We start from the raw sequence: 24,319 nt of genomic DNA, 5'->3' as shown, positions 1-24,319 counted from the left end.
CCTCAGTACGAGCACGTTTAGCTCGAAATTAAATACCTACCCTTTATTCTTTCGCCATCAAGGCCTGAAATACCTTTTCTGAAATCATAGGTAATGTAGTTAATTCTGCTCCGCAAGCATTTAAGATGGCCCCTTGAATGGCCGGACAGGATGTGTTAATGACTACTTCGCCGATAGATTTCACACCGAAAGCGCCGGTCGGCTCATGCGATTCTACAAAATCTACATGGAGCGTTCCCATATCGAGGCGCGTCGGAATCTTATAACGCATCAGATTATTAGTTTCCAAACGGCCCGTGCTCGAATAGTTAATTTCTTCCGTCAAAGCCATACCGATGCCTTGCACAATACCGCCTTCCGCCTGCACTTTGGCAAGCTTCGGATTCACCACCGTACCGCAATCTACTACGGCATAATAATCAAGCGGTGTTACCTGACCCGTTTCCGTATCGACACTCACTTCCGCAATACCTACCATGAACGGTGGCGGTGACGTATGACTACCCCAGGTGGCAAAACCGACGAGTTGCTGTGCTTCATGACCAAAGCTGACCATCAACTTCGGTGCCAATTCCTGAGTCGTCATGGATTTTTGGCCATCCTTGGTTCTGGCCGTTACGCCGTCAAAATCAATATCTTCTTCGGCCACTTCCAAATACATAGCAAACGTCTTAAGCAATTTAGCCCGTAAATCTTCCGCGGCCAATTTAGCGGCCGTTCCCGTTACATAGGTTGTACTGGATGCATACGAACCCGGATCGAACGGTACTACGTCGGTATCTGCTTCATAACAAGTCATATGATCAATCGGACAGCCCAATACTTCACAGGCCATCTGCATCAAAATCGTGTTAGCCCCGGTGCCCATGTCAGTGGAACCGGTATACAAAGTGTAATAGCCGTCATCTTGGAGCTTAATTTCTACCGATGCCGTATCCACATTGGCTACGCCGGACCCTTGGAAGGCCAAGGCCACGCCCAAGCCGCCGCGATGCGTTTCGTCAATCTGCCAACTGTGAGGGCGTTCATCCCAACGAGCCATCGTTTTGGCTTTCGCAATCGCTTCTTTTAAAAGACCGGATTCAAGCACTTCGTCCGGCGCGTAAACCTGCGAACGTTCGCCCACATTAATAAGGTTTTTGAGGCGTAATTCAATTTCATCGACGCCCATCTTTTTAGCGAGTTTAGTCACCGCACATTCGAGCGGCCACAAGGCTTCCGTAGCACCGTAACCGCGGAACGCACCGCCGGCCATGTGATTGGTGTACACAATATTGGATTCATAGCGAACCGCTTTGCCCTTATTGTAAAGGGGCACCGATTTATGTTCGCCCGCCGTAAAAGTGGTAAAAGCATGAGTGCCGTAAGCGCCGGCATCCGAGATAGCCACCATGTCGATAACTTGAATGATACCGTCTTTAGTGGCACCCAAACGAATCTTCCATTCACGAGCGTGACGGCTGGTTGAACAGTTATTAGCTTCATGACGGTCATAAATCAAAACGGCCGGTTTTTTCAAAGTCCAAGTGACAAAAGCGGCATATAGTTCCGTACAGGCTGTTTGCTTAGAACCAAAGCCTCCGCCGATACGAGGTTTAATTACGCGCACTTTCGTAGCGGGAATTTCCAAGGCTCGGGCAATATGTCGACGCACATGGAACGGAATTTGCGTCGAACTGGTACAAACTAAACGACCAAACTGATCAAGCGTACAGAAGGTACGGAATGTTTCCATCGCCGTCTGCAATGTGGCCTGATCAAAATAGGTGTCTTCCACCACATAGTCACATTTAGCCAATTCCCCTTCAATATCGCCTACCACACGGCTGTAAGAACAGGCCAAGTTGCGCTTCGGATCGCCGCCTACGGGCATATTGTAATGAAGATCATCTTCCGGATGAATCACCGTCGGATGGTCCAGCGCCGTACGCATATCGAGAACCGGCTCCATCACATCATAAGTTACCCGTACTACTTTCATGGCCTGCAACGCTGTGGCTTCGTCCTTCGCTACGATGAGAGCGACCGCATCCCCTACATAACGTACATACTGATCCAGAATCAAGGAATCATAGGCGGATGGTTCCGGATAGGATTGGCCTGCCAAAGTGAACCGCGTCTTCGGCACATCTTTATAAGTAAAAACCGCTTCCACGCCCGGTAACTTTAGAGCTGCCGTAGCATTAATGTCTAAAATTTTAGCCATCGGATGCGGACTGCGGAGCACCTTAATAACCAACGCATGAGGCGGCACAAAATCTTCGGTATACGCAGCACGGCCGCTCAAAATCGTAGCGGCATCTACTTTTTTATAAGACTTGCCTACATGTTGGCGCGCCTTTAATGCTTCACTCATGCCTCTACCTCCTCCAAGTAACGACGAATGCCGCGTAAATGTGATTCATAACCGGTACAACGGCATAAATTACCTACGAGAAAATCTTTAATTTCTTCGTCGGTGGGATTCGGATTTTGACGGCGTAACGCCATGGCACTCATCATCATGCCCGTCGTGCAGTAACCGCATTGATCGGCCCCTTCGGCAGCCAAACAATCCGCTAAGAGCGCCGCTTCATCGGCGAGGCCTTCCAACGTTGTCACTTCATGACCGGCCGCCCGATAGGTCGGATAGGAACAAGATAAGATAGTCTTACCATCCAGCCATACTGTACAAAGGCCGCAATTCAGCGTATCGCAACCGCGACGCGTACTGAAATAGCCTTGACCGCGCAAGGTAGTCAATAACATTTCATCCGGTTCAACCGACACTTGTAGTTTTTTACCATTTATTATCAAACTTACCTCCACTGCTCTACCTCCTGCACCAAACGTTTTACCAATACCTTTGTCATAGCTGCGCGATAATCTGCCGACGCATGCGAATTCGTCTGAAACGCGATTTCATCGGCCGCGGTAGCCATCGCCTCTTCGAGGGTCGTAATCCCTTTAGCACTCAATAATTTACCGGCCTTAACCGCTTCACGCACTGCTGCGGGACGACAGCCGATATAAATGTGATAGCCTGTTTCATCTTTACGAATTGAGCCGGTCAAAAACGGAAAATCACTCGTCGATTTACGCAAAGTATGAATAGCCACGGCTGTTACTTTCTTAGGCACACGGATTTCAACGAGCACATCTTTTTCCTTAAAATTCATGTACTCGGATAATGGCATGACGCCGTTCTGATGAAGCATAACTTCTGCTTCTAAAGCCAATAAAGCGGGTAAAATATCCGAAAAACCGAAGCGTGCCGCCACGGATCCTCCCATAGTGGCCATATTGCGAAATTGCACGCCCAAAATCGGATGCACAGCTTTTACCAAAAGGCCTTTCGCATAAGTCTGAAACGGCGCAAACCGTTCCACGTCACCTTGCGTAGCCATGGCACCGATAGCATAATAATCGTCTTCTTCACGAATATAATCAAGTCCCAACCCGCTCATATCAATAACCGAAGGCCAACGCCATTTCCCTAAGCCGATCCAACAACCGCCGGCCAAAAATGGAGCTGTTTTAAATTTCAAGGCCATTTCATAAGCCTCGGCAACCGTCTTCGGCTGCAATAATTGCCGATACATCAACATGATGTCCTCCTAATTATACCTATAAAACTTGAATTGTTGTACACTTTTATTATAAAAGTCTACCGTCAGCAATACATAAAATTCTCGCTTTTTTGAGGAAAATTTGTCATAATAACTGTATTATGATAACACAAGCCCCAAAAGCGCGCATTTTACAAAGCTTAATACGCCAATACACAAAAAGAGGCGGAAAAAGGGGCAAACACAATATATTATCACCTCTCAAAAGCCACTCAATTATAAAACGTTGGGTGGTTTTTTTATCTAACCCCACAATAGAATACATTCTTCTTTGATTATTATATCCTATATTGTGAAGTTTGAATATCAGTTCAAGAACTGTTGTAGCCACAGAACAATAATATTTATTATTCCGAATCGTCATTCAATGTTTATATTCCTACTTTTTATAATTCTATTTATCGTTTTCGACATATTCTTGTATAAAACGTTCTAATTCGTCAAGCTTCCGCTGCTGCTCATCTATACGAAGAGCGCTCAAAATCGCATTACAGGCAATTATAATTGTGTTAGCCGTTTTACTATCTACTTCTTTATTTATTACCATGTTAGCAATGCGAGCAAGTGTTTTTCTTACATCAGCCGGCTTGCTTAGTCTTAGGCTTAATCGTTTTTTACCCATTCGTACGTTCCCCCTTCCTGTAATTCTCTATGATACCCCGCCACCACCATTGGCGAAATATCATCTATGATTAACACGGTATCTTCATTATATCCGGACTTCTCATATAATGCCTGTTCCGCTTCTTCATAACTTGAATAGTTTACTTTTTTCAGCCCTCTAGCCGTACTCATAGTTAGAGTTGGCTTGTTATTTTCATCTAATTCTAAAATAGCTACGCCAATAGTATTTAAATCATCAACTTTATCTTTCATGCATATTAACAATTTGTCTATGCGATCCATATTTTCACCTCGTTTTACAAATTCATAGCCATGTACTAATTTTCGATATTCCTTTTTCCTCTCGTTCCTTCATGCGCCCCAAATACTTAATCACTAAATTATTAACACTTTCCGGTGTTTTACCATATAAAGCACCTACATGCGATGCCGTTTTATTTTCTATTACAACGCTTATAACTCGCCTTAGCGCTTCAAAACTCGTGTTGTGGTCTAAATCACAACAAGCATATAAAGCCCTTTTCACATCACCAATTAACGTTTCACGCTCTTTTTCTATCTCTCTTATTTCCACAGTATATTCTTCACGTTTTGCCACTATTGCGCCAATAGAATCGCCCTTGCGCCCGCCTCGTTGAGGGCTTGTGCTGCTAGTGGTTATACTATCAAGACTGCACAATTTATCTTGTAGCCTTTGAATGCGCTTATTCAACTGAATGAGGTGTAATGTTTTATTGTAATAGCTTAATTCTTGCATCTCATACGCTCCTATATGTCATTTCATAATTAACTAGGGTATTTATACCTAACACAACCATAAAACACCGTACGCCTCAAATAAGAAGACTATTTTTTAAGAAAATAGCCACAAGAAGCGACTTTTTCACCTCTTGCGGCTGCATGTACATAAAACTAATTATTCAGTGGCTACCGTGGTAGTAGGCTGATAATAAATAGCGTCTTTCTTATTATCAAGTACAAAAGCATCATATGCCAAACGCCCTTCTACTAAAAAGCCGTTGATGCCCGGCGGGTTATCGTGTACTACATAATCACTCAATTTTCTAGGGGCTACCGTTGCAGCTGGGTGAACTACCATAAAACCAAAGTTTTTAGGTAAGCGGGCTGCAGGTACTTTCATGATAGTCATACCGTCAAGGCTACTAATAACACCACGCAAGCGCATATCATTGCCTACATCGGTATTCATTACAATATCTTTACACTGTTTCATTAAGAAATAAATATCCGGTGTTACCACCAATACACGCCCGGCTTCCGGTACTTCTTTATTATCCATTGCATTTGTTGCGGTAAGAATTTCAGTAGCGATATTCTCAACGGTCAACGCTTTAGCCTTAGCTTTAATGCCGGCGCCGTTACAAATTTTTTGTAAGATATAACTATCAAATTCGGGAATAGCTACTTCCCTTAATTGACGCTCTAGGGCTTTAGCTGCTCCTAATGCGTCCCCTGTTTCTTCCTCGTCTAATCGGTCAATTACAAATGTAAAAGAACGATCTTGCGATAAGGTCATTTCTTGTGTTGTAGCGTCTAATGGCTGCACTTCACCATAATAAGATTTAGAGTTGTATTTCCCTTCACCTTGCCGGTCATAGTCATACATATTCGATGTACTGATTTTATACACCTTTACAGACTTCACGCCGTCCCATTTGTAGTTTTGGTTAGTTAGTAAATCACTTTTACTTTCTGTACTGAACTTCTCGTCCACTAATTCAGCGTATTTAGAAGCTAATTCAATAGTTGCCATAGTTTATTATTCCTTTCTTTTTAGTCCAAAGGCTTCACGCAATTCATCACGCCTATTATACCCGCTTGCGCCTCGTCCACCGTAACCGCTACCCGGAATTTGTGTACACTTTACAGCCCAGTCATTATTTTTTAGCCATTTTGCAATAGCATCTGACATTAAAGTCGTTTTTCCGTCCTCACCGGTATATGTGATAGATTCATCATCAGCCATATCAGCGCCACCGGTAAATATATGAAGTAGGCTAGATGTATTTACTGCATTGCCCTTATTTAATTCATTAACAATCACATTTTTTATCTTTTCAGATTTTAGCTGTTTTGCCTGTGCTGCTTTATCCTCTTTCAGCTGTGATAATTCAGCTTGTAGGCTTTCCATTTGTTTATTTAATTCGTTCATTGCATCAGCATCAGCACTATAGCGCTTCCGCTCCCGCTCCAAACGTTCTTTTACAATAGTATCTAATTCAGACTGTGTAAACAGTTTTTCAGCCCCATTATTTCCGGTCGGGTTCACGTTGTTTTCGTTGCTCATGTTTTGTTTCTCCTTTTTAAGTCCCTAAAGTTAAGGTATACAACACACCCCGCCATGCGTAGGCAAAGCGGGGTATATTGTTAATCATGATACGGAGGTATCAAGAAAATACCAATAGCAGAATATTCAAAAAAGATTTTGAAAAAAGCAAAGGTATTTAATTATTCACCAAACAAGCCACCACAGCCAAATAAAAAAGCCGTGAGAAATAGCAAAAGAGAGACAACCTCGTTAAAAAGGTCATTTGCTATTCCCACGGCGTTCAGTTTATTATTTAAGCCTTGTACACAAACCTAAATGCAAAACTGTTTATCAGCCTTACTATTATAATTCGTCAACTATAACAGCGGTACTATGCTTATCTAGTTATTAATATTATATCATAAATGGGGGGAGTATATCAATTAAAACCGGCGTATTTACTGAATTCATAGCACTTTTTCGATACAAAATCACGGTATATTTCCCATGTTTTTGGGTTTTCTTTTAGGCTGCACATAAACGATTGTATGTTCACGCCCATTAATTGATTTTGTTGTATATTTCACCTTATATAAATTAGCCTTAAACGGTTTTAATAACTCATTGGCAAGATCCGTATCTTCATTAGCGTCATAACTGATTTTGGCTTTAATCATGTTTCCCCCCTCTTTTAAGAATAAGGGCGTTGTGTGTGCAACGCCCCGGCTTATTTACTCAACCTTTTAAAAACCAAACGTTTTTCAAGTTTTCCCTTTTTAGGGTGTCGGAAATGTCGGGATACTTCCTTTTTAGGGACTCGCAAATCTCGCAATAGCCCTTTTTAGGGAGTCAGAAAAGTCAGAATACTATTTACTAGTAATTAAACGCATGCCGTTTATTTTGCCCGCTTTATAGCACATAATCGCTACTTTTGCCATTAATAAATCACCTGAGCAGCCGGCTTCTAATTCCTTTGAATATACTGATAACACTTCATAAATAGTATCTAAATCAATATTAGATAAATCTGCTCTTACTTCTTTTGGATCCGTTGATAATGTTTCATTAATAATTTTTTTCGTTGTTTCAGTCATGTTCTTTTCCTCCTAGTATGTACTTTGTGCAGGTTTTGGGTTATATGTAGCATCAACATAAAAACAGGTAATTTCTATGCCTTTATACTGAATTACAAACGGTGTAACAACATAGTCATAAAACGGATATGCTCTATAAACTTCATTCAATGCATTTGTCGATGCCACTGTAAAAAACGCCTTTTTTCTATCGCATTCTGTTACTTCTTGCATCAGCTCCATAGCTTCTACCAATTTTCTTTTTTGAAGTTTAGTAAAATCTGTTTCTTCATTAGAACCCGGATATTGAACAACCTTCTTTGCCTGATTCATAGCATTTCACCCCTTTCTGTTGCTAATAACAAATGATGTGTAGCATGAAAACCCTTTTATTTATTGACTTTATCGACATTTGCTACAGATGCAACAAATTTTTTCAATTTCTTATATGCTTAATTTTATTTATACTTACATTTCTCTTTAATAAGAAAATATCAGTAGCATTTGTAGCTTTAACCTTTCAAGCCTTGATATTACTAATTTTTTCTTGCTACGGATTTATTATTAAATTTGTAGTGTTGTGTATCATTTTGTAGCGTTATCGCCTATATGCTCAAAAACTCGTTTTCCTCTAAATTCGCCGTCCCACCGTTGAGCGATTTTATACCCTAGTTCTTTCATGCCTTGATTAAACTTTGTAATACCTAGCGCCTCATAGCCGTACTGCTTGCAAAAGTCTTTGTAATATTTGTAATACTTATTTGTTGGTACTTGCTCCACCGGAACACATATAAATTCTTTTGCGGTTAGGCTTTCATATGGCTCAAACTCGTTGTTTTTCCACATTTCATTAAAAATATGTATTGGGTTTGTTTCATTAAGGCGCTGTTCCGTTTCCTGTTTAACTTCATCACATAAAGTAAATTCTTGATTGTCATATAAACGTTGGAGCCCCTCTAATGCCCTGTTGAGCAATACAGGAAGCCCACCGGCTTTTATTATATCTTTGAGTATAAAAGGCTTCATTTTCCCTTTTAAATTAGCTCTAAATGGAATAGCTACAAAGCGCCTTTTTATGCCGTATGTAGTATCAATAATGCGTAACATGCTGTTAGTGCTGAAAATATGCTTGCATGTTGGATAAATAGTATATCCTTGTTGCCCTTTGTATTCGACTTTTACAGGATCACCACTAACCAATTTTTTTAAATTATCACTCTCTAACAGCGCCTTATTGCTTATATCATCGCCAATGTTAACGGCTATGTGTTCCATGCCGGCTAATTCAAAGCGCCCGCCGTATTTATTAAGTGGTGTATTGCCTACATTCCAACGCCCTAACAGCGCCGTCAACAGGTTAAGAAATGCGCTCTTACCGTTGCCACCTTCACCAACGATAATAAAGAATTTATGTATAAATATTGTAGGTGAAAGACAATAACCGACTATTTCATAAAGTAACTGCTCTATTTCCTTGTTGCCACAGGTTATTGTACTCATAAACTCATCAAGCACGGCGCATTCTGTTTCTTCCTTTTTGTAATTCGTTGCTATGCGCTTAGTGATGATATGACTTGATGAGTGACTAAAAAACGCTCCATTTTTAACACTGAATACCACGTTAGGCGCTGATACTAAATCTTCATATTTTACTTGAATAATACTAGCTACATCTTCAATGTACCGGCGTACTTCTCTTTGACGGCTGATTGAAATATCGTTCATTTTTTGTCTTATCAATGAATTAAGCATCTCCACCGTTAACGCTGTATATGCCCCCCACTCAGCTTGATAAAACATTAAATCGCGTTTTTTTATATCCTCGTCTTTTTCATCCTTGTGTTGACGGATCCGGCAAATATGAAATTCTTGTATTAATTCATCGCCTAATTTTTGATGTAGGAATTTTCGCCCCTCAAAATATGACGTTTCTAATTCCATATAATGCCACCTTTTATTGATATACCTATGAGAAAATGGTATAATAAAAATAGAGTATAAAGCTTAGTCGCTTTACTTCCCCTTCCGCTCCATGTGTTGCAGCACATGAAGCGGTTTTTTCTTTTTTCTGACATAATGCACACCTCTATTCTTTGAAGGCGGCTAACCGCATTTCATTTTTTAACAGTAAAAACTCATCAAAATCAGCCAATTTTACAAAGGCGCATGTTCTACTAATCTTCTTGAATGATTCTTGATACCTTCCTTCTTTCTTCATTTCATTGAAGATGTTGTAAACAGTCGCCCGCCCTATAGGGTACAACCTCAATAACTCATAAGGTCTTACCCATTCCATTTGCCGCAATTCCTCAAGCGGTCTTTTTTTTGCTGCTCTCATCGTTGAGATCTCCTTTCTTAGAACAACGAATAGAATTATCCACGGTTTAAGAGATGATATATAAGAGGTTTAAACCGTGAATAATTCGTCTACAGGAACGTTTAAAGCCTTAGCTAACTTATTACAAGTTTTTACAGTAGCTTGACGCTTCCCACTAATTACATTGGTTATTGTTACTGTGGCAAGCCCCGCTTCTTTTGCTAAATCTGTAACACTCTTGTTTTGAGATAACATTTCAGACTTAAAACGTTCTTGATTAACTGAAAACATGATATGCATATTTTTTCCACCTCACATTATTGTTTTTTAGAATAACACTACTGTAACTTGATTTTACAATTTTTAGTTTGTTTTGTCAATCGACATTTTTGCTATTGCAAATTACATTCTTTATTTATATAATTACCTTAGAGAGGTGATATAAAATGATTATTTGTAATTTGTCAAAAATTATGGCGGAGAAAGGCTTAAAACCATATCCACTAGCAATGGAGTTAAACGTCTCTAGGACATTCATTGACAGCTTATACCTTAATAATTTTGAACGTTTAAATATGGCTAATGTAGATAAACTTTGCGAATTTCTTGATATTTCACTAAATAATTTGTTTTCTTATGAACCGATTAAGCTGAAAGTCTTATATAACTTGAAAGATTATATAGATATAAAAGAGTTATACCATATACTTATAAAAGGATATTTCATTAATCAAAAAGTCAATTTTAAAGACTATCAACAAAAAAAAGATGAGCCCATTTTATTAAAAATTCCACTCCAATTAATCTACAAGAAGAAAAAAGCAATTTCATTTAACATTATCTGTGAAGAAAACGAATTATTATCACCAAATCCGCAAAAAATATTTATTATATTCATGAATCACTATGAATATGCAGCAACAAACATATTTAACTCATTAGACAAAAACATTAAACAATTTATTTCAGATACACTAGGTATATTTTTTTATTCTCTTATCTCAAGCATGACTGGCAATGAAAACATTGATATGAATATAGACATTAAGGAATTAGAGGGTGAAAGTGTCCCTTATTCAGAAAGAGAAGTAAATATGTCCATACGAATAGATGAGCTGTTATCTGAAAACTATAAATTGCGTAAAAAGTTAGGTATAGACGAATGGTGAGTGAAAGCCTTTCTCCACAGAAAAGGGGAATAAATTATGTGGATAGAGGAAGTAAAGACAAATAAAAAGGGCGTGCGATATAAGTATTCTGAACGATATACCGACATCACAGGCAAGGAACGAAAAGTAAGCATTACTCTTAATAGCAACAGCCGGCAAGCTGTAAAAATGGCTACAGAAGAATTACAGAAGAAAATAGTCATAGCTAAAGAGAAAGTAAAAGAAGATACCAAAATCACGTTTAAGAAGATCGCTGATGAGTGGCAAGCTGCACAAGCGCTAATAGTAAAACCGGTAACGGCTAAAACACACAAACAAATGTTAAAAAAGATACACAAAGTCTTACCGGTGGACGTCCTATTATTAGATCTAACCGCCCCGGATATAAAAAATGCTATTCATGGCGTGTACTATGCTGAAAAAGGCTTATCCTACACATATAGCAACCAATTATTAACAACAATTAAACAAGTTTTTCAATATGCAAAAGACAAAAAGAAAATAGCCCATATCGACGAGATACAGGCTATCAAGTTAAAGCGAAAAGCGTATTCAGTTGAGGAAATCAAGAAAAAGAATGATAAATTCTTAAATCGTGATGAGTTGAAAGAAGTTTTATCAAAAATCAAGGCTAAAAATAAGCGTGTAGGGCTTGCTATGGAGTTTATGTCATTAACCGGTGTTAGAATTGGCGAATTGCTCGCCTTACGAAACTGTGATTATGATAAAGAGCATTCACAGTTAAGCATCAATGGTACGATATGCTTTACTTTGAGAGGCTCTAATGAAAAAAAAAGAGGTACTCCCAAAAACATATATAGCAATCGTGTTATTTCACTTTGTAGACGTTCAATGGCTATCCTTGATATATTAATCATGGAGAATAGAAAACGCTTCCTATGGAGCAATGAAAGCTATATATTCACAGGGCGTACAGGTCAACCCTTACAAATTCAAGTCATTAACCGCAACCTAGCCCAAATTACAATTAACGGAAAACATATCACAAGTCATGTATTCCGACATACCCACATTTCAATACTTTGTGAGTTAGGCGTACCACTAAAAGCGATTATGGCAAGAGTAGGTCATAATAACCCAAATACCACCCTTGCAATATATACGCATGTTACTGAACGCATGAACACTGATTTAATCAATAAACTTGAAGATTTAGCGCTTTAATTTTAAGGGGCAAAAAAAGAGGCAAAAGAGGCGTAAAACCTTAGTTAACATTAGAAACCAAAAACGCCCCCTAACCCCTACAGCGCTTATACACATAGCCTCTATTAGAAACCAATAAAAACCAAAAAAAAAGAACTGTATTATGATAACACGAAACGACATTTTTCAAATAGCCAAAAAATTAAATATTCCCGCCGTGGGCATTGCCCCATGGCCGTTACCGGACGATGCGGCAAACTATATCGACACGGCCAATCCCTGTCCGTTCATCAACGGCACATTAGAGGAACGCCTCAGCGCCAATACGGCGTTACAGTCACCTAAGAGTGCCATCGTTTGCCTTTTTCCCTATTATGTAAAAACCGAAAAGCCCGTCAATTTACCGCGTTACGCCTGGGGGCCCGACTATCATCTGGTCATTCCCGACTACCTCAAACGCTTCGGCACAGCCTTACAGGAAATGGACAGCACCATGGAATTTGAAATTCACTGCGACACGTCCCCTATGGCGGATCGTTACATGGCCTACCTCGCAGGGCTTGGTGTGTTTGGTAAAAACCGCGCCCTCATTCATCCCGTTTGGGGCAGCTACACCTCCATCGGCACCCTCCTAACCTCCTGCGAATTGGATGCGGACAAGCCCATGGAAGGTACCTGCTTAGGCTGCAACCGCTGTGTTAACGCCTGTCCCGGCCAATCGTTGGGCCGTAAAGAATTCGGTTTTGAAACCTGCAAAAGTTATCTTACCCAGAAAAAAGGCGACTTGCCGCCTCATGAAGTGGCCATTATTCAAAAAACGCCGCTCATCTGGGGCTGTGACATTTGCCAGGAAGTGTGCCCTCACAACCGCAATGTGCCTACCACACCAATTCCGGAATTTCAAACCGTTGAGCCCTATGTCAATCCGGCAGAGCTCGTAGGCCTTACCAATAAGACATTCAAAGCGGCCTATGGCGACCGTGCTTTCTCGTGGCGCGGTAAAGCCGTACTGCTGCGCAACGCCGGTTATGTGGCCGACACGGCAACCACCGGCGCCATCTCCGCTACTGAATCGTCCGCGCCTACCGACTCAACCTTATCTGCCGATTCAGCCGTCATAGCGCCGGCATCAGCTAAGCATCATTCGTCTAAGGACGAATAATTCAGCGTATCCAAGGACGCACTCATAGGTTCCAAATATAGCGTTAAAAACTGCTCCACTGCCGGTAACTCCATGGCGTGGAGCTTTTTTAATATGCTGTCGTACGCTTCGTTAAACTCCTCATTGCCGGCTTTTTTCTCGATAGCGCATTTCATAAACGCCGCCATCGTGTCAGCCGCTTTGAGAAGCTTTGTTTCTACTTCGTCGAGTTCACCCAGCAAATACGGCTCATAGGCCTTTTGAAGTTCTGCCGGCAATGTGCGGAGCATTTTTTCCTGTGCCAATCGTTCCACCTGACCATACAATTCACGTAGGGTCGGATGAAAATACTTGATCGGAGTCGGCATATCGCCGGTAAAAATTTCACTCACATCATGATACATGGCGGCTACGGCCAGACGATTAACGTCTACCGTGCCGCCGTTTAAATTGTGTAACAACGCCAGGTTATGAACGATAAACGCCACATCAAGGCTGTGTTCCTGATTATTTTCAGGCTCCATATTACGCATCAAGCCCCAGCGACGAATAAATCGCAATCGCCGCAAAAATGCAAAAAATGCACTGGCCTTACTTGTTGCTTCTTTCATACTATCCCTCATCCTATACCTAATCTCTATGTATACTAAGCTCTTTTGCCGGGCTCCGAATTTATTTAAAATTCCCGGCTGCGACCAATTTTATTACACCGACCGGCCCTATTTACCGGTTACGCCCAATTTGGCAAAACCGTAATCCAACAATGCCGGCGCATCGACCCAACGATTATCGTCATTCAAAAGGACCACAATCAAAGTATGGCCGTCGCGCGTTGCGGATGCAATCAAACATTCACCGGCGGCTTCGGTATAGCCCGTTTTGAGGCCATTCGCCCCTTCATACTTGCTGCGAATAAAATGATTCGTCGTGCGCACCCAAACCGGTTTACGGTTTTCATAAGGAACTTTGTAAAAATCATCGCCTACAAAATCACGGAACATGGGAATATTCATGCCGTATGCGGCTATTTTAGCCAAATCCAACGCCGTCGAATAATGGCCCACTTCAGTGAGTCCATGAGGATTCAAAAAGTGACTCTTTGTGGCGCCCGCTTCTTTGGCTACCTCATTCATTTCCAAGGCAAAACGATACACGCTGCCACTTACATTTTCAGCCACTACCACAGCCGCATCATTGCCGCTGGCCACCATCATGCCTTCCGCCACAGCCTGCAACGGCAATTGATCTGTCGTTTTCACCCCTAAATTGGATTCCTCCATGGATGCCGCATAAGGACTAATCGTAGCCAATTCATCAAGACGCGTCCCCTGCAATTTCAAGGCCGTTAATAGGGTCACCATTTTAGTCGTGCTGGCCGGATGCATCCGTTTATTTTCATTGCGGGCCACCAATACTTCACCCGTATCGGCATTCATCAGAACCGCCGCTTCGGCGGCAAAACCAGGCACAGCGACCGATTTTGCAGCGCTATTTTTTTCACCCAAAAACACCTCTGCCTGCTTGGCTAATTCAGACGTACCGGTTTGGCTGCCCGAAGATACCGCCGCCTTCGAGGTTACGGCGTTATCAGAAGCAGCGCAAACCGCTGCTCCCGATAGTGCCGCGCCGGTAAACAAGCTACCGGTTAATACAAAAACACTTACTATTTTTTGCCAACATTTCATAGTCTAACAATCCTTATTTTACATATTGACTCATATCGCTCAAAGGTTTCGCATTTTCATCAAGACCACTGCGCTGAATATGAACAACGCGTTGAGGATATGGAATATCAATATTTTCTTCATCAAAACGATCTTTTACGGACGACATGGTATCATAGAACACCTGCATGTAATTGCGGTTTTCCACCACCGGATATGCCGCGATACGCACGGAGTTATCACCAAATTCGGAGATGCCGATTTCAACCATTTCACGGTTGACGATGCGCTCATCATTTTCCATAACCTCACGAATAACGTCAATCGCTTTATGATGGTCATTATCATAACCGATATCAAACACAAACGGTACCACGCGCGTATCTTGATACGTAGCATTAGTAACCTGCTGAGACGTGAGCATGGAATTCGGAATAAAGACAGTGCGCATTTCTTTAGTTACAATCGTAGTGTTCATGAACTGAATGCTACGAACCGTACCCGTCACAGAACCTACCGTAATCACATCACCGGCTTTAAACGGTTTGAAAATCAAAATCAACAAACCGGATGCAAAGTTTGACAGGTTGCTCTGCAAGGAAAGACCGATGGCCAAACCTAAGGCACCAAAGGCTGCCAATAAGGACGTTGTCGGGAAGCCTGCTGAGTTAAGAGCCGTCAAAAGCACAATAGCCAACACACCGTAGTAGATAATTTGGCTCACAAAAGACACAACCGTGTGATCATAGTTGGCACGGCGCATCATGCGCATGGCTACATCACGAATAAAACGGGCAATATAGAGCCCCACAATATAAATAAGAACGGCCACAATCAGGCTTGGTCCGCGATCAATAAAGAAATTAATAAGCTTATCCACATAACTCATGCTGTCCGCCACTTGGTTTTTAACTGCATTCGACACCGGCTCAGCCTCTTGTACACTTGCAACTAACATATAAACGCCTCGCTTTCTTTTAATAATTAACTAACGTTTTACTACTTGTTTTATTGTGTTTTTTGAAAAAAACAATGGATGACAAAATATAAAAAAACATATATGATAACACTATGTGTCGATAGGCCCTTTATATATGGGCTAACATATGTCAGGCACATCACCCATAGTATAACTGTAGTACAGAATATATATCATATACATCAAAATAACAGGAGTCAGTTATGACAAAACCAACTATACAGAATCCATATACGGCCCCTTCGGAATTAGCCGTAGGCGGTCAAGTCAAGCTTCACCACACTGCCATCGTCGTTGCCTTTGACGATGTGCGCTACAGCTTGAGCACCGGTCCTTTAAATGGCGGTCTCCATCACATCATGGCCATTCGCAATCAGAATCTGCCGTTTTTTGTAGAAACGGAAAAGGAATTGCCCGGCGGCTCATCGGCCGGCTATTTGAGTGCCGAATTCGAGCAGGAAGATTATCCGTTGAACTTCTGCACCGGCCTCATCACAAGTGCTACCATGGAGTTTCATGCGTACGCCAAAGTAACAGCCGGTGATGTCATTGTAGAAACCATTGCTACCGGCGGTTTTGAAGCGACCGCTCATTGCGCCGGCGACGGTTATTACTATGAAGAAAAGGACGGTAAATTCCGCCAACCCGGGACAATCAATCTCTTAATTTTTACCAATAAGGCCTTAACCGACGGGGCATTAACCAAAGCCTTAATCACCGTAACGGAAGCTAAATGCGCAGCCTTTCGGGACGAGGAAATTCACAGCCTTATAAGCGGTGCCTACGCCACCGGTACAGCCACCGACGGCGTGGTCCTCACCATCGATACGAATGGAGAGTTATTAACCGATAGCGGCACCTATTCCCTATTCGGCGACACCTTAGCCAAATGCGTTCGTCTCGCTATGAAACGGGCTTTTGAAAACATTCAGCGAAAAGTAGCCTATGAAAAAGCTAAAGCGGCCTATGAAAAGGAAGAAGCTGAGACTGACACTGAGGCCTAAACAAGCTAACACTCTCCTAGCTACTCTAACATACTCTAACCTACTATATGCGTGCTATCTTAAGAAATACCATGACTTAAGATAGCACGTTTTTGTATGCCAAAATCTAAGCTACTTACACTGCTACTTACACTGCTTCTTACACTGCTACTTGCATTAATATTCGTAAAAATATTCCTGCAAAGCGGCTCTATCCTTCGTCTTAGTCAAACCTAAGGTCAATAAAATGCGTGCTTTCGAAGGAGCCAAGGTATCACTAACGATGAAGCCGTGGCGGCTGTCATTCGGCATAGCCGATACCATGCCGCTACCGGTTCGCGAAGAACGAACCACCGGAATATCAAGGTTTTCAACCAACTGACGAATACGTTCCGGCAAAATACCATGTCCAAGCCCTGCGAGCACTAAGCCATGGGGCTTAGTTTGTAATACGGAGTGTAATACATTGGAATCAATACCGCCATACAAATAAACAAGCGCCACCATAGGCAATTCTTTTGCCGTAAGCGGTGCAAATTCACTGGCCGCCGTATGTTTACGCAAGGATTCATAGTAAAAACGCGCTATGCCGTCCTGCACAAACCCGATATGACCGAAAAAGGCATTGCCGAACGCATCGGAACCGGTTGTATGTTGTTTAACCACTTCGCGGGCACAGTTAATCGTACCGTTCAAGGTAACGAGCACCCCTTTACCTACCGCCTCAGGAGAACGGGCTATTTGCATAGCCTGTAATAAATTGAGCGGTCCGTCCGCGCTGATCGCGGTGGCCGGACGCATAGCGCCCACCATGACAATAGGTTTATTCGTTTGCACCGTCAACTGCAAGAAATAGGAGCCTTCTTCCATTGTATCGGTGCCATGCGTAATGACTACCGCCGCTACATCCTCACGATCCACGGCAGCTTGAACCGTCCGGGCAAGCTCCATCCATATAGCCATCGTCATATCTGAACTGTCAATATTACAGAGTTGTTTACTTTCAAAAGGGCCATAATTTTCAACGCCCGGCACGATAGCCAGCACTTCGTCAATGGTAAGCTCCCCCGCCTGATAAGCCGTCAAGTCTTCGGCCGAACCGCTTTGTCCCGCAATGGTGCCGCCGGTGCCGATAACAACAATTTTTTTAGTATATGCCATAGCATACCCTCCTCTTAATTCAAGGTTTTTACAATATTATTATAACAAAGAATTCCTTTCACTGGCTATGCAAAGGGGTAATTTTATCTATAAAAATCGATGTGTCGATAATTTCAGTGTACAACTTTTTTAATGACATTTCATCATGAATTCCAATTTCTATACTATATAGTTAAGAATATTTTTGTCACAAATCAACATAAATGTGTTACTATAAAGTTGTAGTTTTTTCTTCGTATACATTTGTATACAATCTTAAACAATATTTAGTAAATGGGGTGTATTTATGAGTGCACAAAAAGTATTAGAGTTTTTTAAAGCAATGAATCAAATTCCACGTGGTTCCGGTAATGAAAAAGCTGTCAGCGACTGGCTCGTTGCGTTCGCCAAAGCACGTAATTTGGAAGTTGAACAGGACAGTGCCAATAACGTACTTATTCGCAAAGCGGCTACGCCGGGTTATGAAAACCGCCCCAGCATCATTTTGCAAGGTCATATGGATATGGTTTGTGAAAAAAGTGACGCTTCAACCCATGATTTCTTAACCGATCCGATTAAACATATTATTGACGGCGAATGGCTCCATGCCAACGAAACAACCTTGGGCGCCGACAACGGTATCGCCGTTGCCATGAGCCTTGCTGTACTCGATTCCGACGAAATCGAACACGGCCCATTGGAATGTCTTTTCACAACAAGCGAAGAAACCGGTATGGATGGTGCTTTGGCTGTTAAAGAAGGTCAAACCCACGGTCAATACCTCCTCAATATAGACACCGAAGTGGAGGGTGAATTTGTAGTAAGTTGCGCCGGCGGGTGCCGTGTGGACGTTGAAATTCCACGCCTTCGCGATAATCGCGACTCCCAATTCACGCACGGCTTGAAGTTAACCTTAGACGGCTTCTTGGGTGGCCACTCCGGTATTGAAATTCACAAAGAACGGGCCAACGGCAACCAAATTCTCGGCCGTCTCTTATATGAATTAGCGTCTCAATATAATTACCAATTAGCTTCCTTCACGGGCGGCACTAAACACAATGCCATCCCTCGCGTAGGTTCAGCCACTATCCTCGTAAAAGAAGCGGATGTTAAACCGGTAACCACTTGGATTCAAGCAAAAATGAAAGCTTATCGCAGTGAATTTACACCACAGGATGAAAAAATCAATATCCTCGTAAGCGATGCCGAATTACCTGATACCGTATACGGCGGTGACACGGCTGAATCCTTACTTACCTTCTTATACCTCGCACCAAACGGTGTGTTTGCCATGAACCATTCCTTGGAAGGCCTCGTTGAAACAAGTAATAACATCGCCATCGTGGAAGAAACGGAACACACCATTCACTTGTTGATTTCCATCCGCAGCCTCTCCGAAAGCTCCATGGACTTCTTAACCAAGAAAATCCATCTCTTAGCTTCCACCTTAGGTCTTCCTTCCAAAATTGCGGGCTCCTATCCGGCTTGGGAATATGAACCGGGTAGCGCTTTGGAAGAACAAGCCATTGCTCTTTATGAAAAAGTAACCGGTCAAAAACCTAAAGTAACCGCTATCCATGCCGGTCTCGAATGTGGTCTCTTGAAAGCCGTTATGCCTAATACCCAGATGATTAGCTTCGGGCCAACCATTACCCATGCCCATACACCACAAGAAAGATTGCATTTGCCATCAGTAGAGCATATTTTTGACTACTTAAAGGTTTTATTGAAGGAGCTCAAGTAGGAAGGCGCCTATTCTTTACTTATTGCTAAAGGATTAAAAGTTTTGGTGGCCTTATAATACAAAAAAGTATTGTAAAAGACACCCTTCCTGCAAAAAATGTTAGAATAGGTTTTGGTGCAACCGAATTTCCTAAAAATAAAAATAAAAGACACACCACCTTCCTTGCACCCGGGCTGACAAGCAGCAAAGGGATGCTTCAGAAGGTGGTGTGTCTTTTTTTATATACTTACTCATACATAGAAAAGCTCGGTTTGCACCAAAACTTATGCATGTACTAATATAATTACTCTGAATGGAAGGGTGTCTTTTCAAAAAGCGTTCTACTATATCAGAAGGCCACCAAAGCTTTTATCCAATTAGCCAACTCATTAAATACATAGGCGCCTTCCTTATAGAGCTCCTACAAAACCTTCAAGTAATCAACTTGGGGAGGAGAAAGGAAAAAAGATTTCCTCTCGCAGTGCGATCGTTTCACGCTAAAGCACTGCTACGAGGACATCTTTTTTCTGGTAGGGATGTATCATTTCAAAACAATGCCGGTGCGCATATTATAATAACTCGCCTTTAGTCGCTACAGTCTTTCCGGTTAGTGTTTTAGGGGAATCCGAATTTGACTTACTCACACATTGTAAATAAATCGCCATCAGGCTTTTCACTAGTGTATTAAATAGAGAGTAAAATGTTTTGCATAATCTCTTGCCACTTTTCTCACACATAGCATAATTAAAAATGCCTGATGGACTTTATTAATTTTCCCTTTCTCCCCCACACGAGGTGTTAAGGCGATTAAAAATAAAATCGCTATACTTTTGCCAGTGCCCCTTAATGACTCTGAGAAATGATTAGGAGTATTCCGATTATTGTTATGTAATCGCAAACGGCAAAAAGGCCACTCTGCCTTACGCAGCATCCCTTTGCTACGTGTAGCCCGGGTGCAAGGAAGGTAGAGTGGCCTTTATTTCTTTATGATTGTATAACTTACGGAATACGACTAAACATTTCGGAGCTTTGAAAACACTGAAAATATAGCGATTTTATTTTATCGAGTTAATACTCTCGTAATTTCTCCTATGTACATGGTATGGAAGTCTTTTTCCGTATAGTTTTCGGTAATTAGTTTTTTATCAAGAAAACCTTCTTCAACAAGTGGTGCTTTATAGATTTTGCGGCAAACCAGTACCAAATCGGCTTCTTTGAAGTAAGTGGTATTATCCACGAACTCAGGTGTTAAGCCCATTTTTGCCACTTTATCTTCATCGCGGCCGGAATGCGTACCTAAATATGCCAATTGGCGTTTATAGTCGTTACTAAAGAAGGACAAAGTAAATTCCTCTTCACGATCAACAAACTCTTTAGTATAGCGTTGCGGACGAATATATACCGTTGCCGTAGGTAAGCCCTTATTGGTTCCCCAAATAGCGCCTAAATGCCCCCAGCTGGCGGTCATCGTATTAAAACCGTTTTGTTCGTTGCCGGCCGTAATCAGCATCCAACCGTCAGAAATAAGTGTCATGGGATTCAATTGTAAATCTTTTACTTGAATTTCTTTCATAATATACATCCTTTCTACTGAATTTTCACAATAAGATTCTATCTATTAAAAACCAATCACCTTAACGAAGATTAGTTAATAATCCTTCAGCTTCCGTTTCATGAACCGGTTCGTTTTGTAAAACAATAGCTACTACTGTCAAAATTACGCTAAGACCTACCATAAGAGCAGCAACCAACGGCGTATAGGCAAGGCCCGCAAAATCAATGACTATGCCGCCTAAAATAGCACCTAACATAATGCCACCGCTAAAGCCGGCAATGTTCAAAGACGAAGCTAAATCAACAGCACTCGGTACAAAACGTTTTGCTAATATCATGTCGCCTGTAACATGGGCACACTCATAAACGCTAATATACCCATACCGGCCACAGTAATAATCGCTGCCGTTGGCGAACCAGAGGTTAAGTAAAATGAAAAGAGAATCAAACTTTGTACGATAAAGGTGTAAAGCAAAGCTTTAATCGGATTGGAGTTACCAAAACGACCGCCCAAGTAATTTCCTATCGCTATCATTATGCCATACATGATAAGCACAATACTAACCGCAGATGCACTAATCTTTGTAATATTTTGTAAAATCGGTGACAAATATGTAAAGGTAGCGAAGGTTCCACCATAGCCTAATACGGTAATTACTAATGACAAAATAATCTGTGGCGTTGTAATCAATTTCCATTGATCGCCCCAACTAGGTTTACTCACAATCTGACCTGCATTGTTAGGAATATAACGCAAGTTGAGCCATAAAGTAAGGGCCGCTACGGTCACAACACCCCAGAAAGATACACGCCAACTTAGAAATTCACTGAGATACGTTCCGAGTGGCACCGCAAAAGCCGTTGCAATAGTAAAGCCGCTAAAAATAAAGGCAATCGCACCCGCACTTTTATTAGGCGCCACTAAACTTACGGCTACCGAGGATGCAATGGCAAAAAACAAGCCATGAGCCGCAGCCGCCATGATTCGGCCAACCAACAACCAAGTAAAAGATGTGGCCATCGCAGTGAACACATGACCAATTAAAAATAAGGCAACCGCAAATACCAAAAGGCGTTTGCGATTTACTTGTGCCGTTAGGGATGTTAAAATTACGCCGCCTACGGCTACACCAAAGGCATAAAGTGAAACGGTACTGCCCGCTTCAGACAAGCTTACGCCAAATTCTTGTGAAAACATCGGCAAGAGACCTACAGGAATGAATTCCGTAATGCCCGTACCGAAAAACATCATCGCCAGCGCTATAAGCGCCATTTTTGTTTTATCCATATAATTCCAAAAATCCTCCCATCTCTTTTATACGCTATTTTCTTCAATAAAAAATTTATACTCTCACACGAATTCATTTACTGAACTTGTAACAATTGCAATTATAGAGCATAGTATTAGTCCTGAAAAGACGGCACTTTTTTGTATTATAGGAACATAAATGTTACAATTTAACTATATTCAATGTTTTGGAGGTGAAAAATTTTTGCGAAACTTATATCATTTAGCCATTGAGGCTACGTTAGAAGCTCTTACCGGCAAATGGAAAGTATCTATCCTCTGCCATTTAGGTAACGGAACCTTGCGCACCGGCGAATTAAAACGTTTGATGCCCAATATATCTCAACGTGTGCTCACCCTCCAACTTCGCGAATTGGAAGATGCGGGCATTATCACCCGCACTGTATATAACGAAGTCCCTCCGCGTGTAGAATACAGCCTAAGCGAACGCGGCCAAAGCCTTCGCCGCATTTTAGGCGAAATGTCAGACTGGGGTGCCGAATTAATAGAAGCACGTCGTGCCGCCGGTGAAACCGTAGAAGTCACCGCTCCCGAAGACGATGGACTCAGACCATAAAAAAATATCCTCAAAGTAAATTTGCTCTTAATCATTATGCTTGCAATATAAACTCCCAATACTTTAAATTGAGATGATAATCCCTCCAAGAAAAAAGATATGCTCGGAGTATCGCCTTGCTGCTTGTCAGCCCAGCGGTACGAGAACATATCTTTTTTCTCTTCTTTCTTCGTCCCCCACAGCAACAAAATATTCTCTATGTAACTGATTTGCTAATGTTGTAGCAAGGATGTTAGTTCTATGACTGAAAGCAAAAGGAAGGGTTCCCCGGAGTAGTGCTTTAGCGTGAAACGATCGCACTACGAGGGGAACCCTTCTTTTGCTTATACTTATAGGGAACATCTTACTACAACATTAGCATGTTGCTAGAGAATATTTTATTGCTGACTCTTTTTCCAATCATCCACCAATTGTTGTGTATATGAACCGCAGTCTTTATACACAACATCAATCTTATGATTCAAAAGTTCCAAGCAATTTTGAATTTCTTCTAGTTTTTCAAGCAAGTTATCCCGTGTTTCCACAAGGATTTCGCGGCGAGCCGGTTCGGTACCGGTACCTTGCAAGGCAAGTTTTACATATTCCACGATACCTTCCAAAGGTACGCCTGCTTTTTTAAAGCAAAGGGCGAATTCAACCCACTTGATGGTTACTTCGTCGAAATCGCGGATGCCTGATGCCGTACGCGGCACGCTTGGAATCAAGCCGATGCGTTCATAATAACGAAGGGTATCCGTTGTAATATCAAACTTTTCAGCAACTTCTTTTATTGTCATTGTATCATCTCCTTGTAAGTTTTTAGTTATGCTATATTATGCTTTTGACACATTATTTACTGTAATTATTGTACCCCTTTGAGTTAACTTTAAGTCAAGTTATCTGTTATTAAAAATATGATTATCAGATAGAGTTTTTCAAAATTTAGAGTCTTAGCGTATAAAACTAGAAGCATAAGATAAAAATGCTAAAGTATAGAGTATAGGTATGTAAGAAATCATAACCACCCGTAGAACGGGTGGTTTGCTCTGACCCTATAAGGGTCTTTC

The 24,319-nt window shown here is 41.6% G+C and carries 27 protein-coding genes and 1 pseudogene; 6 read left to right on the top strand and 22 right to left on the bottom strand.

Annotated features, from left to right (window positions below):
• Positions 1-43: 43 nt before the first annotated feature.
• From MXE28_RS05150 to MXE28_RS05085, 14 genes are all read right to left on the bottom strand, one after another.
• On the bottom strand, positions 44-2,356 hold the full coding sequence (locus MXE28_RS05150) for a molybdopterin cofactor-binding domain-containing protein (RefSeq protein WP_247239900.1): 2,313 nt from the start codon (positions 2,354-2,356) through the stop codon (positions 44-46).
• The gene (locus MXE28_RS05145; protein ID WP_021841598.1) at positions 2,353-2,808 is read right to left on the bottom strand and encodes a 2Fe-2S iron-sulfur cluster-binding protein; all 456 of its coding nucleotides are present in this window, start codon (positions 2,806-2,808) and stop codon (positions 2,353-2,355) included. The genes MXE28_RS05150 and MXE28_RS05145 overlap by 4 nt, the downstream gene beginning before the upstream one ends.
• Entirely contained in the window at positions 2,799-3,587 is a 789-nt protein-coding gene (locus tag MXE28_RS05140; protein WP_247239899.1) for an FAD binding domain-containing protein, read from the bottom strand. Before MXE28_RS05140 ends, MXE28_RS05145 begins: the two co-directional genes overlap by 10 nt.
• 415 nt (positions 3,588-4,002) lie before the next feature.
• Positions 4,003-4,230, bottom strand: coding sequence for a hypothetical protein (locus MXE28_RS05135; RefSeq protein WP_247239898.1), 228 nt, complete (start codon positions 4,228-4,230; stop codon positions 4,003-4,005).
• Complete coding sequence (locus tag MXE28_RS05130; protein ID WP_247239897.1) at positions 4,212-4,514, bottom strand: hypothetical protein; 303 nt, start codon at positions 4,512-4,514, stop codon at positions 4,212-4,214. The genes MXE28_RS05135 and MXE28_RS05130 overlap by 19 nt, the downstream gene beginning before the upstream one ends.
• 22 nt (positions 4,515-4,536) lie before the next feature.
• Positions 4,537-4,989 (bottom strand): hypothetical protein, encoded by a 453-nt coding sequence (locus tag MXE28_RS05125; RefSeq protein WP_247239896.1) that lies wholly within the window; start codon positions 4,987-4,989, stop codon positions 4,537-4,539.
• A 159-nt stretch (positions 4,990-5,148) separates the two neighbouring features.
• On the bottom strand, positions 5,149-6,006 hold the full coding sequence (locus tag MXE28_RS05120; protein ID WP_247239895.1) for a hypothetical protein: 858 nt from the start codon (positions 6,004-6,006) through the stop codon (positions 5,149-5,151).
• Between the two features lie 6 nt (positions 6,007-6,012).
• Complete coding sequence (locus tag MXE28_RS05115; RefSeq protein WP_247239894.1) at positions 6,013-6,540, bottom strand: OmpH family outer membrane protein; 528 nt, start codon at positions 6,538-6,540, stop codon at positions 6,013-6,015.
• Between the two features lie 452 nt (positions 6,541-6,992).
• Positions 6,993-7,178 (bottom strand): hypothetical protein, encoded by a 186-nt coding sequence (locus tag MXE28_RS05110; protein ID WP_247239893.1) that lies wholly within the window; start codon positions 7,176-7,178, stop codon positions 6,993-6,995.
• Between the two features lie 189 nt (positions 7,179-7,367).
• The gene (locus MXE28_RS05105) at positions 7,368-7,595 is read right to left on the bottom strand and encodes a hypothetical protein (RefSeq protein ID WP_247239892.1); all 228 of its coding nucleotides are present in this window, start codon (positions 7,593-7,595) and stop codon (positions 7,368-7,370) included.
• Positions 7,596-7,607: 12 nt separating this feature from the next.
• Positions 7,608-7,907, bottom strand: coding sequence for a hypothetical protein (locus MXE28_RS05100; protein WP_247239891.1), 300 nt, complete (start codon positions 7,905-7,907; stop codon positions 7,608-7,610).
• Positions 7,908-8,159: 252 nt separating this feature from the next.
• Positions 8,160-9,515: a phage/plasmid primase, P4 family gene (locus MXE28_RS05095; protein WP_247239890.1), complete on the bottom strand. Its 1,356-nt coding sequence runs from the start codon at positions 9,513-9,515 to the stop codon at positions 8,160-8,162.
• 145 nt (positions 9,516-9,660) lie between these two features.
• The gene (locus MXE28_RS05090; protein ID WP_247239889.1) at positions 9,661-9,912 is read right to left on the bottom strand and encodes a hypothetical protein; all 252 of its coding nucleotides are present in this window, start codon (positions 9,910-9,912) and stop codon (positions 9,661-9,663) included.
• A 69-nt stretch (positions 9,913-9,981) separates the two neighbouring features.
• A complete protein-coding gene (locus tag MXE28_RS05085) occupies positions 9,982-10,191 on the bottom strand; it encodes a helix-turn-helix transcriptional regulator (protein WP_247239888.1) in 210 nt (69 codons plus the stop codon).
• 146 nt (positions 10,192-10,337) lie between these two features.
• On the opposite strand from MXE28_RS05085, the gene MXE28_RS05080 reads away from it, so the two are divergent.
• The 3 genes from MXE28_RS05080 to MXE28_RS05070 all read left to right on the top strand — a co-directional run bounded on the left by MXE28_RS05080 (position 10,338) and on the right by MXE28_RS05070 (position 13,386).
• On the top strand, positions 10,338-11,060 hold the full coding sequence (locus MXE28_RS05080; RefSeq protein WP_247239887.1) for a helix-turn-helix transcriptional regulator: 723 nt from the start codon (positions 10,338-10,340) through the stop codon (positions 11,058-11,060).
• Between the two features lie 36 nt (positions 11,061-11,096).
• Positions 11,097-12,245 (top strand): site-specific integrase, encoded by a 1,149-nt coding sequence (locus MXE28_RS05075; protein ID WP_247239886.1) that lies wholly within the window; start codon positions 11,097-11,099, stop codon positions 12,243-12,245.
• 142 nt (positions 12,246-12,387) lie between these two features.
• A complete protein-coding gene (locus MXE28_RS05070) occupies positions 12,388-13,386 on the top strand; it encodes a QueG-associated DUF1730 domain-containing protein (RefSeq protein ID WP_021841600.1) in 999 nt (332 codons plus the stop codon).
• Here MXE28_RS05070 and yfbR read toward each other — a convergent pair.
• The 3 genes from yfbR to MXE28_RS05055 all read right to left on the bottom strand — a co-directional run bounded on the left by yfbR (position 13,365) and on the right by MXE28_RS05055 (position 15,987).
• Entirely contained in the window at positions 13,365-13,976 is a 612-nt protein-coding gene (gene yfbR, locus MXE28_RS05065) for a 5'-deoxynucleotidase (protein ID WP_226974231.1), read from the bottom strand. The genes MXE28_RS05070 and yfbR overlap by 22 nt on opposite strands.
• A gap of 108 nt (positions 13,977-14,084) precedes the next feature.
• The gene (locus MXE28_RS05060; protein ID WP_021841603.1) at positions 14,085-15,050 is read right to left on the bottom strand and encodes a serine hydrolase; all 966 of its coding nucleotides are present in this window, start codon (positions 15,048-15,050) and stop codon (positions 14,085-14,087) included.
• A gap of 13 nt (positions 15,051-15,063) precedes the next feature.
• The gene (locus MXE28_RS05055; protein WP_226974230.1) at positions 15,064-15,987 is read right to left on the bottom strand and encodes a mechanosensitive ion channel domain-containing protein; all 924 of its coding nucleotides are present in this window, start codon (positions 15,985-15,987) and stop codon (positions 15,064-15,066) included.
• A gap of 224 nt (positions 15,988-16,211) precedes the next feature.
• Between MXE28_RS05055 and MXE28_RS05050 the strand changes: the two are divergent.
• Positions 16,212-17,012: pseudogene (locus tag MXE28_RS05050) on the top strand (adenosylcobinamide amidohydrolase); the annotation flags it as partial.
• A 156-nt stretch (positions 17,013-17,168) separates the two neighbouring features.
• Here the strand turns inward: MXE28_RS05050 and MXE28_RS05045 are convergent.
• Positions 17,169-18,152: an asparaginase gene (locus MXE28_RS05045; protein ID WP_021841606.1), complete on the bottom strand. Its 984-nt coding sequence runs from the start codon at positions 18,150-18,152 to the stop codon at positions 17,169-17,171.
• A 286-nt stretch (positions 18,153-18,438) separates the two neighbouring features.
• Here MXE28_RS05045 and MXE28_RS05040 point away from each other — a divergent pair, with 286 nt between their 5' ends.
• Complete coding sequence (locus MXE28_RS05040; protein ID WP_247239885.1) at positions 18,439-19,875, top strand: aminoacyl-histidine dipeptidase; 1,437 nt, start codon at positions 18,439-18,441, stop codon at positions 19,873-19,875.
• Between the two features lie 1,039 nt (positions 19,876-20,914).
• On the opposite strand, the gene MXE28_RS05035 is transcribed toward MXE28_RS05040, so the two are convergent.
• The 3 genes from MXE28_RS05035 to MXE28_RS05025 all read right to left on the bottom strand — a co-directional run bounded on the left by MXE28_RS05035 (position 20,915) and on the right by MXE28_RS05025 (position 22,696).
• Positions 20,915-21,427 (bottom strand): flavin reductase, encoded by a 513-nt coding sequence (locus tag MXE28_RS05035; protein WP_156703911.1) that lies wholly within the window; start codon positions 21,425-21,427, stop codon positions 20,915-20,917.
• A gap of 61 nt (positions 21,428-21,488) precedes the next feature.
• Positions 21,489-21,746 carry an MFS transporter gene (locus MXE28_RS05030; RefSeq protein ID WP_021841609.1) on the bottom strand — a complete coding sequence of 86 codons (258 nt, stop codon included), beginning with the start codon at positions 21,744-21,746 and terminating at the stop codon, positions 21,489-21,491.
• Complete coding sequence (locus MXE28_RS05025; RefSeq protein ID WP_226974229.1) at positions 21,743-22,696, bottom strand: MFS transporter; 954 nt, start codon at positions 22,694-22,696, stop codon at positions 21,743-21,745. Before MXE28_RS05025 ends, MXE28_RS05030 begins: the two co-directional genes overlap by 4 nt.
• 205 nt (positions 22,697-22,901) lie before the next feature.
• On the opposite strand from MXE28_RS05025, the gene MXE28_RS05020 reads away from it, so the two are divergent.
• The gene (locus MXE28_RS05020; protein ID WP_226974228.1) at positions 22,902-23,273 is read left to right on the top strand and encodes a winged helix-turn-helix transcriptional regulator; all 372 of its coding nucleotides are present in this window, start codon (positions 22,902-22,904) and stop codon (positions 23,271-23,273) included.
• Between the two features lie 377 nt (positions 23,274-23,650).
• Here the strand turns inward: MXE28_RS05020 and MXE28_RS05015 are convergent, their stop codons facing one another.
• Positions 23,651-24,049, bottom strand: a complete 399-nt coding sequence (locus MXE28_RS05015) for a MerR family transcriptional regulator (protein ID WP_021841612.1) — start codon at positions 24,047-24,049, stop codon at positions 23,651-23,653.
• Between the last annotated feature and the right edge of the window lie 270 nt (positions 24,050-24,319).

Origin of the sequence: Veillonella sp. KGMB01456 (assembly GCF_023051165.1) — a bacterium.
Taxonomy (GTDB): Bacteria; Bacillota; Negativicutes; order Veillonellales; family Veillonellaceae; genus Veillonella_A.
The sequence above is the reverse complement of the archived record's forward strand: the minus strand, read 5'-3'. Positions and strand labels throughout refer to the sequence as shown.